The organism is Pseudomonas sp. ADPe, assembly GCF_014843515.1.
GTDB classification, from domain to species: Bacteria; Pseudomonadota; Gammaproteobacteria; order Pseudomonadales; family Pseudomonadaceae; genus Pseudomonas; species Pseudomonas citronellolis.
On record NZ_CP062122.1, the window covers coordinates 5,348,078 to 5,364,916 of the forward strand.

The 16,839-nt window shown below is 64.0% G+C and carries 12 protein-coding genes and 3 tRNA genes; 11 read left to right on the forward strand and 4 right to left on the reverse strand.

Going from position 1 to position 16,839, the window contains the following annotated elements:
• Positions 1–3: 3 nt before the first annotated feature.
• Entirely contained in the window at positions 4–747 is a 744-nt protein-coding gene (lpxH, locus tag IG194_RS24395) for a UDP-2,3-diacylglucosamine diphosphatase (RefSeq protein WP_058488988.1), read from the reverse strand.
• Positions 748–751: 4 nt separating this feature from the next.
• Positions 752–1,246 carry a peptidylprolyl isomerase gene (locus IG194_RS24400; protein ID WP_009623469.1) on the reverse strand — a complete coding sequence of 165 codons (495 nt, stop codon included), beginning with the start codon at positions 1,244–1,246 and terminating at the stop codon, positions 752–754.
• Positions 1,247–1,369: 123 nt separating this feature from the next.
• On the opposite strand from IG194_RS24400, the gene IG194_RS24405 reads away from it, so the two are divergent.
• Both IG194_RS24405 and cysS read left to right on the forward strand, forming a co-directional pair.
• Positions 1,370–3,052, forward strand: a complete 1,683-nt coding sequence (locus IG194_RS24405) for a glutamine--tRNA ligase/YqeY domain fusion protein (RefSeq protein WP_058488989.1) — start codon at positions 1,370–1,372, stop codon at positions 3,050–3,052.
• Positions 3,053–4,438, forward strand: a complete 1,386-nt coding sequence (gene cysS / locus IG194_RS24410; protein WP_058488990.1) for a cysteine--tRNA ligase — start codon at positions 3,053–3,055, stop codon at positions 4,436–4,438.
• A gap of 887 nt (positions 4,439–5,325) precedes the next feature.
• Here the strand turns inward: cysS and folD are convergent.
• Positions 5,326–6,180, reverse strand: coding sequence for a bifunctional methylenetetrahydrofolate dehydrogenase/methenyltetrahydrofolate cyclohydrolase FolD (gene folD / locus IG194_RS24415; RefSeq protein WP_058488991.1), 855 nt, complete (start codon positions 6,178–6,180; stop codon positions 5,326–5,328).
• A gap of 264 nt (positions 6,181–6,444) precedes the next feature.
• Here folD and IG194_RS24420 point away from each other — a divergent pair.
• The 9 genes from IG194_RS24420 to IG194_RS24460 all read left to right on the forward strand — a co-directional run bounded on the left by IG194_RS24420 (position 6,445) and on the right by IG194_RS24460 (position 15,381).
• Positions 6,445–6,521: transfer RNA gene (locus IG194_RS24420), tRNA-Arg, on the forward strand.
• A gap of 29 nt (positions 6,522–6,550) precedes the next feature.
• Positions 6,551–6,626, forward strand: a tRNA-His gene (locus IG194_RS24425).
• Positions 6,627–6,678: 52 nt separating this feature from the next.
• Positions 6,679–6,763, forward strand: a tRNA-Leu gene (locus tag IG194_RS24430).
• A gap of 142 nt (positions 6,764–6,905) precedes the next feature.
• Positions 6,906–8,216, forward strand: coding sequence for a trigger factor (gene tig, locus IG194_RS24435; protein WP_009623462.1), 1,311 nt, complete (start codon positions 6,906–6,908; stop codon positions 8,214–8,216).
• 91 nt (positions 8,217–8,307) lie between these two features.
• Positions 8,308–8,946 carry an ATP-dependent Clp endopeptidase proteolytic subunit ClpP gene (gene clpP / locus IG194_RS24440; protein WP_009623460.1) on the forward strand — a complete coding sequence of 213 codons (639 nt, stop codon included), beginning with the start codon at positions 8,308–8,310 and terminating at the stop codon, positions 8,944–8,946.
• Positions 8,947–9,053: 107 nt separating this feature from the next.
• Positions 9,054–10,334 (forward strand): ATP-dependent Clp protease ATP-binding subunit ClpX, encoded by a 1,281-nt coding sequence (gene clpX / locus IG194_RS24445; RefSeq protein ID WP_009623458.1) that lies wholly within the window; start codon positions 9,054–9,056, stop codon positions 10,332–10,334.
• Positions 10,335–10,468: 134 nt separating this feature from the next.
• Positions 10,469–12,865: an endopeptidase La gene (gene lon / locus IG194_RS24450; RefSeq protein ID WP_009623456.1), complete on the forward strand. Its 2,397-nt coding sequence runs from the start codon at positions 10,469–10,471 to the stop codon at positions 12,863–12,865.
• A gap of 136 nt (positions 12,866–13,001) precedes the next feature.
• On the forward strand, positions 13,002–13,274 hold the full coding sequence (gene hupB / locus IG194_RS24455) for a nucleoid-associated protein HU-beta (protein ID WP_003087931.1): 273 nt from the start codon (positions 13,002–13,004) through the stop codon (positions 13,272–13,274).
• Between the two features lie 229 nt (positions 13,275–13,503).
• Positions 13,504–15,381 (forward strand): SurA N-terminal domain-containing protein, encoded by a 1,878-nt coding sequence (locus IG194_RS24460; RefSeq protein ID WP_009623432.1) that lies wholly within the window; start codon positions 13,504–13,506, stop codon positions 15,379–15,381.
• 416 nt (positions 15,382–15,797) lie between these two features.
• On the opposite strand, the gene IG194_RS24465 is transcribed toward IG194_RS24460, so the two are convergent.
• The gene (locus IG194_RS24465; protein ID WP_058488992.1) at positions 15,798–16,568 is read right to left on the reverse strand and encodes a DODA-type extradiol aromatic ring-opening family dioxygenase; all 771 of its coding nucleotides are present in this window, start codon (positions 16,566–16,568) and stop codon (positions 15,798–15,800) included.
• Positions 16,569–16,839 lie beyond the last annotated feature (271 nt).

Here is a 16,839-nt window from a genome sequence, read left to right on the forward strand (position 1 = left end):
GCGTCAGTGGCCGGACGGCCCCGCTTCGAGACTGAAGGGCGCCTGGTGCAGGCCGTTGGCGTCGGCCTGCAGGGCCCAGCCTTGACGGTCCCAGTCGCCGAGGACGATGCGCCGGGCCGGCTGGCCGTCGAGCTGCAACTCGTGCACCGCCGGGCGGTGGGTGTGGCCGTGGATCAGGGTGCGCACGCCATGCTGGCGCATGACCTTGAGCACCTCGTCCGGCGTCACGTCGATGATCTCGCTGGCCTTCATGCGCGTCTGCGCGCGGCTTTCCTTGCGCAGCTTGCGCGCCAACTGGTGGCGCCTGGAAAGCGGCAGATTGCGCAGGATAAACAGCGAGACCGGGTTGCGCAGCCAACGGCGCAGCTTCATGTAGCCGACGTCCAGGGTGCACAGGCTGTCGCCGTGCATCAGCAGCACCTTCTCGCCGTTCAGGCGGATCACGCTGGGGTCGCGCAGCAGGGTGCAGCCGGCCTCGCGGCAGAACGCCTTGCCGATCAGGAAGTCGCGGTTGCCGTGCATCAGGTAGATGCGCGTGCCGCTGTCGGCCAGTTCGCGCAGGGCGCGGGCGATGGAATGCTGGAACTCGTCCATGCCGTCGTCGCCGATCCAGGCCTCGAAGAAGTCGCCGAGGATGTAGAGCGCTTCGGCCTGGCGGGCGCGGCTGCGCAGGAAATGCAAGAACGCCCGGGTGATGTCCGGGCGTTCCGCTTCGAGATGCAGGTCCGAGATGAACAGGACGTTCATCGACTCACTCGACGATCTCGGCCTTCTCGATGATCACGTCTTCGCTGGGCACGTCCTGGTGGCCGGCGCGCATGGTGGTGGCCACGCCCTTGATCTTGTTGACCACGTCCATGCCGTCCACTACCTGGCCGAACACGCAGTAGCCCCAGCCCTGCACGGTCGGCGCGCTGTGGTTGAGGAAGTCGTTGTCGGCGACGTTGATGAAGAACTGCGCGCTGGCCGAATGCGGCTCCATGGTGCGGGCCATGGCCACGGTGCCGACCTTGTTGCCGACGCCGTTGTTGGCCTCGTTCTTGATCGGGGCGCGGGTGCTCTTCTGCTTCATGCCCGGTTCGAAACCGCCGCCCTGGATCATGAAGTTGTTGATCACGCGGTGGAAGATGGTGTTGTCGTAATGACCGCTCTTCACGTACTCCTTGAAGTTGGCCACGGTCTCCGGGGCCTTGTCTTCGAAGAGTTCCAGGGTGATGACGCCATGGTTGGTGTGCAGCTTGATCATGAGGGGATTCCACTCTGTCGGGAAAATCGAAGGCCTGTCAGGGGGTTGACAGCTTCGGCTATGATAAGCGCTTTGGTTTGGCCGGCCTACCCTGGCCGAACGTCAGTAACGATCAAGGACACCATGAGCAAGCCCACCGCCGATTCGAAAGAAGCCACTGTCGCCGCCAACTTCCTGCGCCCCATCGTCCAGGCAGACCTGGACAGCGGCAAGCACCAGAAGATCGTCACCCGCTTCCCGCCGGAGCCCAACGGCTACCTGCACATCGGCCACGCCAAGTCGATCTGCCTGAACTTCGGCCTGGCCCGTGACTTCGGCGGCGACTGCCACCTGCGCTTCGACGACACCAACCCGGCGAAGGAAGACCAGGAATACATCGACGCCATCGAGGCCGACGTGAAGTGGCTGGGCTTCCAGTGGGCCGGCCCGGTGCGCTTCGCCTCCGACTATTTCGACCAGCTGCACGCCTGGGCGGTGGACCTGATCAAGGCCGGCAAGGCGTTCGTCTGCGATCTCAACGCCGAGGAAATGCGCCAGTACCGCGGCAGCCTGACCGAGCCGGGCAGGAACAGCCCGTTCCGCGAGCGCTCGGTGGAGGAGAACCTCGACCTGTTCGCGCGCATGAAGGCCGGCGAGTTCCCCGACGGCGCCAAGTCGCTGCGGGCGAAGATCGACATGGCCTCGCCGAACATCAACCTGCGCGACCCGATCCTCTACCGCATCCGCCACGCCCATCACCACCAGACCGGCGACAAGTGGTGCATCTACCCCAGCTACGACTTCACCCACGGCCAGTCGGACGCCATCGAGGGCATCACCCACTCCATCTGCACCCTGGAGTTCGAGGACCATCGCCCGCTGTACGAGTGGTTCCTGGCCAACCTGCCGGTGCCGGCGCAGCCGCGCCAGTACGAGTTCGCCCGGCTGAACCTGAACTACACCATCACCAGCAAGCGCAAGCTCAAGCAACTGGTCGACGAAGGCCACGTGGACGGCTGGGACGACCCGCGCATGTCGACCCTCTCCGGTTACCGCCGCCGCGGCTACACCCCGGCCTCGATTCGCAACTTCTGCGACATGATCGGCGTGAACCGCGCCGGTGGCGTGGTCGACATCGGCATGCTGGAATTCGCCATCCGCGACGACCTGGACGCCAACGCCGCGCGCGCCATGTGCGTGCTCAAGCCGCTGAAGGTGGTCATCACCAACTACCCCGAAGGCCAGGTCGAGAACCTCGAGCTGCCGCGTCACCCGAAGCAGGATATGGGCGTGCGCGTGCTGCCGTTCAGCCGCGAGATCTACATCGACGCCGGCGACTTCGAGGAAGTCCCGCCGGCCGGCTACAAGCGCCTGGTCCCCGGTGGCGAAGTGCGCCTGCGCGGCAGCTACGTGATCCGCGCCGACGAAGCCATCAAGGACGCCGCCGGCAACATCGTCGAACTGCGCTGCAGCTACGACGAGAACACCCTGGGCAAGAACCCGGAAGGCCGCAAGGTCAAGGGCGTGATCCACTGGGTGCCGGCCGCCGAGAGCGTCGAGTGCGAAGTGCGCCTGTACGACCGCCTGTTCCGCTCGGCCAACCCGGAAAAGTCCGAAGAGGGCGGCAGCTTCCTCGACAACATCAACCCCGAGTCCCTGGTGGTGCTCAAGGGTTGCCGCGCCGAGCCGTCGCTGGCCAGCGCCGGCGCCGAGGAGCGCTTCCAGTTCGAGCGCGAAGGCTACTTCTGCGCCGACAGCAAGGATTCCAAGGCCGGCGCCCTGGTCTTCAACCGCACCGTGACCCTGCGCGATTCCTGGGGGCAGTAAATGGCGCTTTCCGTCTACAACACCCTGAGCAAGGCCAAGGAGCCGTTCCAGCCGCTGGTCGGCAACCAGGTGCGCATGTACGTGTGCGGCATGACCGTGTACGACTTCTGCCACATCGGCCACGCCCGCGTCATGGTCGCCTTCGACGTCATCGCCCGCTGGCTGCGCCAGCGCGGCTATGAGCTGACCTACGTGCGCAACATCACCGACATCGACGACAAGATCATCCGTCGCGCCCAGGAGAACGGCGAGCCCTTCGACGCCCTGACCGAACGCATGATCGCCGCGATGCACGAGGACGAGGCGCGCCTGTCGGTGCTGCGCCCGGACGTCGAGCCGCGCGCCACCGGCCACATCGCCGGCATGCACGCGATGATCCAGACGCTGATCGACAAGGGTTTCGCCTACGCTCCGGGCAATGGCGACGTCTACTACCGCGTCGGCAAGTTCGTCGGCTACGGCAAGCTGTCGCGCAAGAAGATCGAAGACCTGCGCATCGGCGCGCGCATCGAGGTCGACGAATCCAAGGAAGACCCGCTGGACTTCGTGCTGTGGAAGGCGGCCAAGCCGGGCGAGCCGAGCTGGGAGTCGCCCTGGGGCGCCGGGCGCCCGGGCTGGCATATCGAGTGCTCGGTGATGTCCACCTGCTGCCTGGGCGAGACCTTCGACATCCACGGCGGCGGCCCGGACCTGGTATTCCCGCACCACGAGAACGAGATCGCCCAGAGCGAGGCGGCCACCGGCAAGCCCTACGCGGCCACCTGGATGCACGCCGGCGCGGTGCGCGTGGACGGCGAGAAGATGTCCAAGTCCCTGGGCAACTTCTTCACCATCCGCGAGGTGCTGGAGAAGTACCACCCCGAGGTGGTGCGCTTCCTGCTGGTGTCCAGCCACTACCGCAGCCCGATCAACTACTCCGAGGACAACCTCAAGGAAGCCAAGGGCGCGCTGGAACGCTTCTACACCGCGCTGCGCGGCCTGCCCGAGGTCGAGGCGGCCGGTGGCGAAGCCTTCGCCGAGCGTTTCGCCGCGGCCATGGATGATGACTTCAATACCCCCGAGGCCGTCGCCGTGCTGTTCGAGATGGCCCGCGAAGTGAACCGCCTGCGTGAAGCCGACCTGCAGGCAGCAGCGGCCTTGGCGGCGAAGCTTCGGGAGCTGGCCGGCCTGCTCGGCGTACTGCAACTGGAGCCGGATGCCTTCCTCCAGGCCGGCGCCGCCGGCAAGGTCGACGCCGCCCAGGTGGAAGCGCTGATCCAGGCCCGCCTGGAAGCCCGCGCGGCGAAGAACTGGGCCGAGTCCGACCGCATCCGTGACGAGCTGACGGCCATGGGCGTGGTTCTGGAAGACGGCAAGGGCGGTACCACCTGGCGTTTGGCCGAGTGATCGAGCGCTGAAAGGAAAGAAGGCCGCTGATGCGGCCTTTTTTCTGCCGATTGCGCCGAGGTACTCTTCGTAGGATGGGTTGAGCTTGCGATACCCATGCTGCCGTGGTGATGGGTATCGCTTCGCTCAACGCCATCCTACGAAAAGCCATGCTTCCTGGAGCCGTAGGAGCAATTGTCTTGCCGACTGCACCGAAGTGCTTTTCGTAGGATGGGTTGAGCCTTGGCGAAACCCATGCTGCCGTGGTGATGGGTATCGCTTCGCTCAACGCCATCCTACGAAAAGCCGTGCTTCCTGGAACCGTAGGAGCAATTGTCTTGCCGACTGCACCGAAGTGCTTTTCGTAGGATGGGTTGAGCCTTGGCGAAACCCATGCTGCCGTGGTGATGGGTATCGCTTCGCTCAACGCCATCCTACAAAAAGCCGTGCTTCCTGGAACCGTAGGAGCAATTGTCTTGCCGACTGCACCGAAGCGCTTTTCGTAGGATGGGTTGAGCCTTGGCGAAACCCATGCTGCCGTGGTGATGGGTATCGCTTCGCTCAACGCCATCCTACGAAAAGCCGTGCTTCCTGGAACCGTAGGAGCAATTGTCTTGCCGGTTGCACCGAAGCGCTTTTCGTAGGATGGGTTGAGCCTTGGCGAAACCCATGCGGTCGTGGTGATGGGTATCGCTTCGCTCAACCCATCCTACGGGGCTGCAACGTAGCGGACCTTGTCCGCGATAGCCGGGCGTTCCGGCGCGATTCGCGGATGAGATCCGCTCCTACGCCGCCCCGGCACGCCGCCCCCTGTAGGAGCGCGCCCTGCGCGCGAATCGCAGGCAGGGCCTGGGCGCGCCATGAAAAAAAGGCCGCAGATGCGGCCTTTTTTTGCTGGAGCAAGGCTGTTACGCGTGCAGCTCTTCCGCAGCGTACAGGGTGTTCTCCAGCAGGCAGGCGCGGGTCATCGGGCCGACACCGCCCGGCACCGGGGTGATCCAGCTGGCGCGCTCGGCCGCCACTTCATATTCCACATCGCCCACCAGCCGGCCGTCGGCCTGGCGGTTGATGCCCACGTCGATGACGATGGCGCCTTCCTTGATCCACTCGCCCTTGACCAGGCCCGGCTTGCCGGCGGCCACCACCACCAGGTCGGCGCGGCGCACGTGGTCGGCCAGGTCGCGGGTGAAGCGGTGGGTGACGGTCACGGTGCAGCCGGCCAGCAGCAGCTCCAGGGCCATGGGGCGGCCGACGATGTTGGAGGCGCCCACCACCACCGCGTCCATGCCGTACAGGTCGGCGCCGGTGCTTTGCAGCAGGGTCATGATGCCTTTCGGGGTGCACGGGCGCAGCAGCGGGATGCGCTGGGCCAGGCGGCCGACGTTGAACGGGTGGAAGCCGTCCACGTCCTTGTCCGGGTTGATGCGTTCCAGCAACTGCGAGGCGTCGAGCTGGGCGGGCAGGGGCAGCTGGACCAGGATGCCGTCGATCGCCGGGTCGGCGTTGAGGCGGTCGATCAGGTCCAGCAGTTCTTCCTGGGTGGTGCTTTCCGGCAGGTCGTAGGCCTGGGACAGGAAGCCCACTTCCTCGCAGTCCTTGCGCTTGTGCGCGACGTAGACTTGGGAAGCCGGATCGCTGCCGACCAGGATCACCGCCAGGCCGGGAATGCGCAGCCCTTGCTGGCGGCGCTCGGCGACGCGTTGGGCTATCTGCTGGCGGAGGCTGGCGGCGATCGCTTTGCCGTCGATCAGTTGTGCGGTCATGTCGGAGGAGCAACCATAGAGACGGGGAAAAAAGGACGCGCATTTTCGCACGCCGTCCACATAAGGCAAAGGCGGGCCGTCCCCGATTTGCCGTAACTCCTTTATCTCTTTGAAATTTTTTTGAAAAAACCGTTGACGAGGGTAGGGCTCGTCGCTAACATGCGCCCCGCTTGCCGAGCACAGCCTGAAGCAAGAAAGCCAAGGCAGTGCAAACCGGTTCAGTGGTTTCCACTGATCTGCTTAGCAAGGGTTGCAGCCACTAAAGCGCCCGTAGCTCAGCTGGATAGAGCATCCGCCTTCTAAGCGGATGGTCGCAGGTTCGAGTCCTGCCGGGTGCGCCATACTGGCGTTCGGTGAAGCATGTAATATGGTGGGCGTAGCTCAGTTGGTAGAGCACAGGATTGTGGCTCCTGGTGTCGTGGGTTCGATTCCCATCGTCCACCCCATATTCCGAAGCGCCAGGCCCCGAGCCTGGCGTTTTCGTTTCTGCGGTTCCCTGCGGACGTGGTGAAATTGGTAGACACGCCGGATTTAGGTTCCGGTGGCGCAAGCTGTGAGAGTTCGAGTCTCTCCGTCCGCACCATTCTTTTCCAGAAGCTCTCGCAGCCCGAGTATTTCCGCCGCTTTCAGCCTGGGTGACTTCTGCATTTCTTGTGACTAGAATGCTTGCCCTTGATTCTGGGAGCCGGAAGGACCGGCTTACGTCTGTGCCACGAGGAATATCCATGCAAGTTTCCGTTGAAAGCACCTCCGCTCTTGAGCGCCGCATGACCGTTGGCGTGCCGGCTGAGCGCATCGAGACCGAAGTCAACAAGCGTCTGCAGCAGACCGCTCGTCGCGCCAAGGTTCCCGGCTTCCGTCCCGGCAAGGTGCCGATGAGCGTGATCCGCCAGCGCTACGAAGCCGCCGCTCGTCAGGAAGCCCTCGGTGACCTGATCCAGGAAACCTTCTACGAAGCCGTGGTCGAGCAGAAGCTGAACCCGGCCGGCGCTCCGTCCGTCGAGCCGAAAGTGTTCGAGAAGGAGAAGGGCCTGGAATACGTGGCCACCTTCGAAGTCTTCCCGGAATTCCAGGTTGCCGGCTTCGACGGCATCGAGGTCGAGCGCCTGCAGGCCGACGTGGCCGACGCCGACGTCGACAACATGCTGGAAATCCTGCGCAAGCAGAACACCCGCTTCGAGGCCGTCGAGCGCGCCGCGCAGAACGACGACCAGGTGAACATCGACTTCGTCGGCAAGATCGACGGCGAAGCCTTCGCCGGCGGTTCGGCCAAGGGCACCCTGCTGGTGCTGGGCTCCGGCCGCATGATCCCGGGCTTCGAAGAAGGCCTGGTCGGCGCCAAGGCCGGTGAAGAGCGCGTGCTCAACCTGAGCTTCCCCGAGGACTACCAGAACCTCGACCTGGCCGGCAAGGCCGCCGAGTTCACCGTCACCGTGAACACTGTCAGCGAGCCCAAGCTGCCGGAACTGACCGAAGAGTTCTTCGCCCTGTTCGGCATCAAGGAAAGCACCCTGGAAGGCTTCCGCGCCGAAGTTCGCAAGAACATGGAGCGCGAACTGCGCCAGGCCATCAAGTCCAAGGTGAAGAACCAGGTGATGGAAGGTCTGGTGGCCGCCAACCCGATCGAAGTGCCCAAGGCCCTGATCGGCAACGAAGTGAACCGTCTGCGCGTGCAGGCCGTCCAGCAGTTCGGCGGCAACATCAAGCCCGAGCAACTGCCGGCCGAGCTGTTCGAAGAGCAGGCCAAGCGCCGCGTGGTCCTGGGTCTGATCGTCGCCGAGCTGGTCAAGCAGCACGAGCTGAAGGCCGACGAAGCCCGCGTTCGCGAGATGATCGAAGAGATGGCTTCGGCCTACCAGGAGCCCGAGCAAGTGGTCGCCTGGTACTACAAGAACGACCAGCAACTGAACGAAGTGCGCTCGGTTGTACTGGAAGAACAAGTTGTAGATACTGTCCTGCAGAAGGCCAAAGTGACCGATAAGCAGGTATCCTACGAAGACGCGGTCAAGCCTGCTGAAGCTCCTGTGGCGGCCTGATCCAACCCTTCGTTCGATCGTCATAAGCCAGCCCTCGGGCTGGCTTATGTCTTTGAGACATATCTATTTCATTAGGGAGTGATCGTCGGACATGCCGAATACCTTCATGCCGCAAGTTCCGAACATCCAGGCCGCCGGTGGCCTTGTGCCGATGGTGGTGGAGCAGTCCGCCCGCGGTGAGCGTTCCTACGACATCTATTCGCGCCTGCTGAAGGAGCGGATCATCTTCCTGGTCGGCCAGGTCGAGGACTACATGGCCAACCTGGTGGTGGCCCAGCTGCTGTTCCTCGAAGCCGAGAACCCGGACAAGGACATCCACCTGTACATCAACTCGCCGGGCGGTTCGGTGACTGCCGGCATGTCCATCTACGACACCATGCAGTTCATCAAGCCGGACGTGTCGACCATCTGCGTCGGCCAGGCCTGCAGCATGGGCGCGCTGCTCCTGGCGGGCGGCGCCGCCGGCAAGCGCTACTGCCTGCCGCACTCGCGGATGATGATCCACCAGCCGCTGGGCGGCTTCCAGGGCCAGGCCTCGGACATCGAGATCCACGCCAAGGAAATCCTCTTCATCAAGGAGCGCCTGAACCAGGTGCTGGCGCACCACACCGGCCAGCCGCTGGACGTCATCGCCCGCGACACCGACCGCGACCGCTTCATGAGCGGCGAGGAAGCGGTGCAATATGGTCTGATCGATCAGGTTTACACTCAGCGCCCCTCGGCCGCCTGAGTCTTTCCGCTCGAACACGGCCGGGCGACCGGCCGTTTCGCGGGCTTGAAAATGCCCGCATTTGCCTTCATCTTGTGTTTCAAGCCCTATCCGACTGGAACGATCTAATGACTGACACCCGCAACGGCGAGGACAACGGCAAGCTGCTGTATTGCTCCTTCTGCGGCAAGAGCCAGCACGAAGTGCGCAAGTTGATTGCCGGCCCCTCGGTCTTTATCTGCGACGAGTGCGTCGACCTGTGCAACGACATCATCCGCGAGGAGGTGCAGGAAGCACAGGCGGAGAGTAGCGCGCACAAGCTTCCGGCGCCGAAAGAGATCCGTTCCATCCTCGATCAATACGTGATCGGCCAGGAACGTGCCAAGAAAACCCTGGCGGTAGCGGTCTACAACCACTACAAGCGCCTGAATCAGCGCGACCGCAAGGACGACGTCGAGCTGGGCAAGAGCAACATCCTGCTGATCGGGCCGACCGGCTCGGGCAAGACGCTGCTCGCCGAGACCCTCGCGCGCCTGCTGAACGTGCCTTTCACCATCGCCGACGCCACCACCCTGACCGAAGCCGGCTACGTGGGCGAGGACGTCGAGAACATCATCCAGAAGCTGCTGCAGAAGTGCGACTACGACGTAGAGAAGGCCCAGATGGGCATCGTCTACATCGACGAGATCGACAAGATCTCGCGCAAGTCGGACAACCCGTCCATCACCCGTGACGTGTCCGGCGAAGGCGTGCAGCAGGCCCTGCTGAAGCTGATCGAAGGCACCGTCGCCTCGGTTCCGCCCCAGGGCGGCCGCAAGCACCCGCAGCAGGAGTTCCTGCAGGTCGATACCCGCAACATCCTGTTCATCTGCGGTGGCGCGTTCGCCGGCCTGGAAAAGGTCATCCAGAACCGTTCCACCAAGGGCGGCATCGGCTTCAGCGCCGAAGTGCGCAGCCAGGAGATGGGCAAGAAGGTCGGCGAGGCCCTGCGCGAAGTGGAGCCCGAAGACCTGGTCAAGTTCGGCCTGATCCCGGAATTCGTCGGCCGCCTGCCGATCATCGCCACCCTCGACGAGCTCGACGAGGCGGCGCTGATGCAGATCCTCACCGAGCCGAAGAACGCCCTCACCAAGCAGTACGCCCGGCTGTTCGAGATGGAAGGCGTGGACCTGGAGTTCCGCCCGGACGCCCTCAAGGCCGTCGCCCGCAGGGCCCTGGAGCGCAAGACCGGCGCCCGTGGCCTGCGTTCGATCCTCGAAGGCATCCTGCTCGACACCATGTACGAAATCCCCTCGCAGACCGAGGTCAGCAAGGTGGTCATCGACGAGAGCGTCATCGACGGCTCGTCCCAGCCACTGCTGATCTACGAGAACAGCGAGCAGCCTGCCAAGGCTGCGCCTGAGGCATAAAGAAAAGGGGGCCTTCGGGCCCCCTTTTTCCTTCCCGTCTACCGCGCTTGTTTTTTCCCTGGCCTAACCCCATCTTAGGTCCAAGGGTCTAACCCCATCTTTTTTGGCCAAGTGCCGCTGTAGAGCCGAATATCATGAAAACACTCGTCGAGTTGCCCCTGCTTCCCCTGCGTGACGTAGTGGTCTATCCGCACATGGTCATCCCCCTGTTCGTGGGGCGCGAGAAATCCATCGAGGCCCTGGAGGCCGCGATGACCAGCGACAAGCAGATCCTCCTGCTGGCGCAGAAGAACCCCGCCGACGACGACCCGGGCGAAGACGGCCTGTACCGCATGGGCACCGTGGCCACCGTGCTGCAGCTGCTGAAGCTGCCCGACGGCACCGTGAAGGTCCTGGTGGAGGGTGAGCAGCGCGGCCATGTCGAGCGTTTCATCGACGAAGACGCCCATTGCCGCGCCGAAGTGTCGATCATCGACGAGGCGCCGGTCGGCGAGCGCGAGTCCGAGGTCTTCATCCGCAGCCTGCTGAGCCAGTTCGAACAGTACGTGCAACTGGGCAAGAAGGTCCCGGCCGAAGTGCTGTCGTCGCTGAACAGCATCGACGAGCCGGGCCGCCTGGTCGACACCATGGCCGCGCACATGGCCCTGAAGATCGAGCAGAAGCAGGAAATCCTCGAAATCACCGAGCTGGCCGCCCGCGTCGAGCACGTGCTGGCCATGCTGGATGCCGAGATCGACCTGCTGCAGGTCGAGAAGCGCATCCGCGGCCGCGTGAAGAAGCAGATGGAGCGCAGCCAGCGCGAGTACTACCTGAACGAGCAGATGAAGGCCATCCAGAAGGAACTGGGCGACATCGACGAGGGCCACAACGAGGTCGAGGAGCTGAAGAAGCGCATCGACGCCGCCGGCCTGACCAAGGAGGCGCTGGCCAAGGCCAACGCCGAGCTGAACAAGCTCAAGCAGATGTCGCCGATGTCCGCCGAGGCCACCGTGGTGCGCTCGTACATCGACTGGCTGGTGAACGTGCCGTGGAAGGCCGAGAGCAAGGTGCGCCACGACCTGGACAAGGCCGAGGACATTCTCGACACCGACCACTACGGCCTGGAAGAGGTCAAGGAACGCATCCTCGAATACCTCGCCGTGCAGAAGCGTGTGAAGAAGGTCAAGGGCCCGGTGCTCTGCCTGGTCGGCCCGCCCGGCGTGGGCAAGACCTCGCTGGCCGAGTCCATCGCCCGCGCCACCAACCGCAAGTTCGTGCGCATGGCCCTGGGCGGCGTGCGTGACGAGGCCGAGATCCGCGGCCACCGCCGCACCTACATCGGTTCCATGCCCGGCCGTCTGATCCAGAAGATGACCAAGGTGGGCGTGCGCAACCCGCTGTTCCTGCTCGACGAGATCGACAAGATGGGCAGCGACATGCGCGGCGACCCGGCCTCGGCGCTGCTGGAGGTGCTGGACCCGGAGCAGAACCACAACTTCAACGACCACTACCTAGAAGTCGACTACGACCTCTCGGACGTGATGTTCCTCTGCACCGCCAACTCCATGAACATCCCGGCGCCGCTGCTGGACCGCATGGAAGTCATCCGCCTGCCGGGCTACACCGAGGACGAGAAGGTCAACATCGCCTCGAAATATCTTGTACCGAAGCAGACTGCGGCCAATGGTCTCAAGAAGGGCGAGCTGACCTTCGACGAAGCGGCCATCCGCGACATCATCCGCTACTACACCCGCGAGGCGGGCGTGCGCAGCCTGGAGCGGCAGATCGCCAAGGTCTGCCGCAAGGCGGTGAAGGAGGGGGCCAGGGCCAAGCGCATCGAGGCCAAGGTCACCACCGAGACCCTGGAGAACTACCTGGGCGTGCGCAAGTTCCGTTACGGCCTTGCCGAGCAGCAGGACCAGATCGGCCAGGTCACCGGGCTGGCCTGGACCCAGGTGGGCGGCGAACTGCTGACCATCGAGTCGGCCATCGTCCCCGGCAAGGGCGCGCTGACCAAGACCGGTTCGCTGGGCGACGTGATGGCGGAGTCCATCACCGCTGCGCTGACCGTCGTGCGTAGCCGTGCGAAAAGTCTGGGAATTCCGGCGGACTTCCACGAAAAACACGATATCCATATCCACGTCCCGGAAGGCGCCACGCCCAAGGACGGCCCCAGCGCCGGCATCGGCATGTGCACCGCGCTGGTCTCGGCGATCACCCAGATCCCGGTGCGCGCGGACGTCGCCATGACCGGCGAGATCACCCTGCGCGGCCAGGTGCTGGCCATCGGCGGGCTCAAGGAAAAACTTCTGGCGGCCCACCGCGGGGGAATCAAAACCGTGATCATCCCGGAAGAAAATGTCCGTGATCTCAAGGAAATTCCGGATAACATTAAGGCAGATCTCGTTATTAAACCGGTTAAATGGATTGACGAGGTCCTGCAAATTGCGCTGCAATACACGCCGGAGCCCTTGCCCGATGCGGCTCCCGAGATGGTTGCAAAGGATGAAAAACGCGAGTCTGATTCCAAGGAGCGAATCAGCACGCATTAGCCGGGGGGCTTTCTTGACACTGTTTTTGGGCCCTTGTTATAAAGCGGCACTTGCTTTGTCAGTTGGCAAACCAGCACCTGCTTTTGCTTACACCTAACACATAGAAACATACTCAACAGAAATAAGGGGACTTAGAGTGAACAAGTCGGAACTGATCGATGCAATTGCCGCATCTGCTGATATCCCGAAAGCTGTTGCCGGTCGCGCTCTGGACGCGGTAATCGAGTCCGTCACTGGCGCCCTGAAGGCGGGTGACTCCGTCGTACTGGTTGGCTTCGGCACCTTCGCTGTCAAAGAGCGTGCTGCCCGCACCGGTCGCAACCCGCAAACCGGCAAGCCGATCAAGATCGCTGCCGCTAAGATCCCGGGCTTCAAAGCCGGTAAAGCCCTGAAGGATGCTGTCAACTAAGCGTCTTTCTGGACTTGACCTGTCCGGTCCGGCCTAGCGTCGGATCGGCCGCGGAGCGGCGCTCGGGATGGGTTACCATCCCGCATCGCCGGGGGTCGCGGGCCTGGCCCGCTAGCTCCGCCAGTTGCGAGAAGGCGCATCCTCGGATGCGCCTTTCTCATATCCGCATATTAAATACCCACGCCTCGCCGCCACTGACGGCAGGTGCGTGGCCGCTTTTGGGGGCCGCATGCTGCAAAACATCAGGGACAATTCCCAGGGCTGGATCGCCAAGACCATCATCGGTGTCATCGTCGTGCTGATGGCGCTGACCGGTTTCGATGCCATCATCCGGGCTACCCATCATGAGAATGTCGCTGCCAAGGTCAATGGCGATGACATCAGCATCCCCGAGCTGCAGCAGGCTCAGGAAATGCAGCGCCGCCAGCTGCAGCAGCGCCTGGGCAAGGACTTCGACGCCTCGACCCTGGACGACAAGCTGCTCAAGGACGCCGCACTCAAGGGCCTGATCGAGCGCAAGCTGCTGCTCCAGGCCGCACAGAACGACAAGTTCGCCTTCACCCAGCAGCAGGTCGACCAACTGATCCTGCAGACTCCCGAATTCCTGGTCGACGGCAAGTTCAACGCCGACAAGTTCGACCAGGCGCTGCGCCAGAACGGCTACACCCGCATGCAGTTCCGCCAGATGCTCGAGCAGGAAATGCTCATCGGCCAACTGCGCGCCGGCATCGCCGGTTCCGGCTTCGTCACCGACAACGAACTGCAGGCCTTCGCCCGCCTGGAGAAGCAGACCCGCGACTTCGCCACCCTGACCTTCAAGGCCGATCCGTCCAAGGCCAAGGTCGAGGACGCCGACATCAAGGCCTACTACGATGCCCACAAGGCCGAGTTCATGAGCCCGGACCAGGTGGTGATCGACTACATCGAGCTGAAGAAGTCGTCCTTCTTCAACCAGGTCGTCGCCAAGGACGAGGACCTGCAGGCCCAGTACCAGAAGGAAATCGCCGGTCTCTCCGAGCAGCGCGACGCCGCGCACATTCTCGTCGAGGTCAACGCCAAGCAGACCGATGCCCAGGCCAAGGCCAAGATCGAAGAGATCAAGGCGCGCCTGGCCAAGGGCGAGGACTTCGCCAAGCTGGCCAAGGAGGAATCCAACGACGTCGGCTCCGCCAACAATGGCGGTGACCTGGGCTATGCCGGCCGTGGCGTCTACGACCCGGCCTTCGAGGATGCGCTCTACGGCCTGAAGGCCAAGGGCGATGTGTCCGAGCCGGTGCGTACCCAGTACGGCTGGCACCTGATCAAGCTGCTGGGCGTGCAGGCGCCGGAAGTCCCGAGCTTCGCCAGCCTGAAGCCGAAGCTGGAACAGGACCTGAAGAGCCAACTGGTGGAGCAGCGCTTCGTCGACGCCACCAAGCAGCTGGAAAGCTCTGCCTACGAAGCCTCCGACCTGGCCCAACCGGCCCAGGAACTGGGCCTGAAGGTCGAGACCAGCAAGCCCTTCGGCCGCGAGGGCGGCGAGGGCGTCGCCGCCAACCGCCAGGTCGTCCAGGCTGCCTTCAGCACCGAGGTGCTGGAGGATGGCGCCAACAGTGGCGCCATCGAGCTGGATCCGGACACCGTGGTGGTGCTGCGCGTCAAGGAGCACCACAAGCCGCAGCAGCAGACCCTGGAGGAAGTCACCGCTTCCATCCGCGAAGTGCTGCAGCGCCAGCATGCCGCCGATGCCGCCAAGGCACAGGGCGAAGCCCTGCTGGCAGGCCTGCGCGACGGCAAGACGCCGCTGGCCCAGGCCCAGAGCGGCCAGACCTGGAAAGTGGTGGAAGCCGCTTCCCGTGGCCAGGACGGCGTCGATCCGCAGCTGCTCCAGGAAGTGTTCCGCATGGCGCGCCCGGCCAAGGCCGAGCAACCGACCTTCGCCGGCGTGACCCTGGGCAATGGCGACTACGTGCTGATCCGCCTGAACGGCGTCAGCGAGCCGAGCGCCACCCTGAGCGACCAGGAGAAGGCCATGTATCGCCAGTTCCTCGCCTCGCGCAGCGGCCAGGAAGACTTCGCCGCCTTCCGTCGCCAACTGAGCGACAAGGCCGAGGTCGAGAAGTACTGATCCATCGGCTGTGAGAAAAGGCGGAGTAGGGTGACCTGCTCCGCCTTTTTCGTATCCGCCGCATACCGATGCCATCCCATGTAGGCGCGAGCCGTGCTCGTCTGCAACGTAGGAGCGGACCTTGTCCGCGATAGCCGGACGATCCGGCGCGATTCGCGGATGAGATCCGCTCCTACGCTGCCCCACCCACGCGATTTCAATTGTAGGAGCGCGCCCTGCGCGCGAAATCGCGGGCAGGGCCCGCTCCTACAGGGTGCCTTGAGGCCCGGCATTCTCACCCGTAAGTCGATCTCGATTGGTGGATAACGCCGCAGCGTTATGCGCCCTACGGGGCCGCTACGTAGGATGGGTTGAGCGAAGCGATACCCATCGCCATGGCCGCATGGACTGCCTCATCCTTCCCTTCGTAGCGAGCCTCAGCCGAAGCGGTAGATGTCCATGCCCAGGGCGCCCAGGGTGAAGCCAGCGTGCTCGACGTGCATGGCGGGGCCGCCGGCGCCGCGGGCGAAGTACAGCGGCAGCAGGTGTTCGTCGCTGGGGTGGTTTCGCGTTGCCGACGGTGCCTGCTGGCGATAGTCGAAAAGCGCGGCTTCGTCGTTGCTCGCCAGCTTCTCGACGATCCAGTCGCGGAAGGCCCGGGCCCAGGGTTCGACCACGTCGGGGCCGGCGTGCCAGTCCAGTTCGCCGAGGTTGTGGGTGATGCTGCCCGAGCCGATGAGCAGGATGCCTTCCTCGCGCAACTGGCGCAGGGCCTTGCCGACATGGTCCTGCAGGCGCGGACCGAGGCGGCTGGGCAGCGACAGCTGCAGCACCGGGATGTCCGCGGCCGGGTACATCAGGCTCAGCGGCACCCAGGCGCCGTGGTCCAGTGGCCGCTCGGCGTCCAGGCTGGCCGGGATGTTCTGGCTGGCCAGCAGTTCGACGACGCGTTGGGCCAGCTCCGGGGCGCCGGGTGCGGGGTACTGGACCTCGTAGAGGGCGCGGGGGAAGCCGTAGAAGTCGTGCCAGGTCTCCGGCCGGGGATTGGCGGTGACGCGCAGGTCCGGCGTTTCCCAGTGCGCCGATACCACCAGGATCGCCTTCGGCCGGGGCAGCTCGGCGGCCAGGCGCTGGAGAGGCGCCGCGCTGGCACCGGGCTCCAGCGCCAGCATGGGGGAGCCGTGGGATATGAACAGGGTGGGGAGCATGGAACACCTCCAGGGGAATGGCGTTATGTTCCCGCTGGGATAGATCGAAATCCAGTATGGGTTTTCGACCATAACAATCCGTTAATTCGATGCCATCAAGCTGTGCCGCGAAGCGACGGTCGGGCGGAACCTGGATGGCCAGTGGCCGCTCCAATACCAGTGGTCGCTCTCGACTGTGACGGGGTCGAGGCGTTTTTGCCGGCTGCGTCGCAAAGCCATCTATTCTCGGAAAAGAGCCACAGCAAGTTGCGGCTTGCGTCTCTTTGGCTGA

What these genes read in the sequence shown, in the direction of transcription:
- cysS (WP_058488990.1), top strand. Translation starts at nt 3,053, where the DNA reads ATGGCGCTTTCCGTCTACAACACCCTGAGCAAGGCCAAGGAGCCGTTC.
- tig (WP_009623462.1), top strand. Translation starts at nt 6,906, where the DNA reads ATGCAAGTTTCCGTTGAAAGCACCTCCGCTCTTGAGCGCCGCATGACC.
- lon (WP_009623456.1), top strand. Translation starts at nt 10,469, where the DNA reads ATGAAAACACTCGTCGAGTTGCCCCTGCTTCCCCTGCGTGACGTAGTG.
- lpxH (WP_058488988.1), bottom strand. Translation starts at nt 747, where the DNA reads ATGAACGTCCTGTTCATCTCGGACCTGCATCTCGAAGCGGAACGCCCG.
- IG194_RS24465 (WP_058488992.1), bottom strand. Translation starts at nt 16,568, where the DNA reads ATGCTCCCCACCCTGTTCATATCCCACGGCTCCCCCATGCTGGCGCTG.
- IG194_RS24400 (WP_009623469.1), bottom strand. Translation starts at nt 1,246, where the DNA reads ATGATCAAGCTGCACACCAACCATGGCGTCATCACCCTGGAACTCTTC.
- clpX (WP_009623458.1), top strand. Translation starts at nt 9,054, where the DNA reads ATGACTGACACCCGCAACGGCGAGGACAACGGCAAGCTGCTGTATTGC.
- folD (WP_058488991.1), bottom strand. Translation starts at nt 6,180, where the DNA reads ATGACCGCACAACTGATCGACGGCAAAGCGATCGCCGCCAGCCTCCGC.
- IG194_RS24405 (WP_058488989.1), top strand. Translation starts at nt 1,370, where the DNA reads ATGAGCAAGCCCACCGCCGATTCGAAAGAAGCCACTGTCGCCGCCAAC.
- IG194_RS24460 (WP_009623432.1), top strand. Translation starts at nt 13,504, where the DNA reads ATGCTGCAAAACATCAGGGACAATTCCCAGGGCTGGATCGCCAAGACC.
- clpP (WP_009623460.1), top strand. Translation starts at nt 8,308, where the DNA reads ATGCCGAATACCTTCATGCCGCAAGTTCCGAACATCCAGGCCGCCGGT.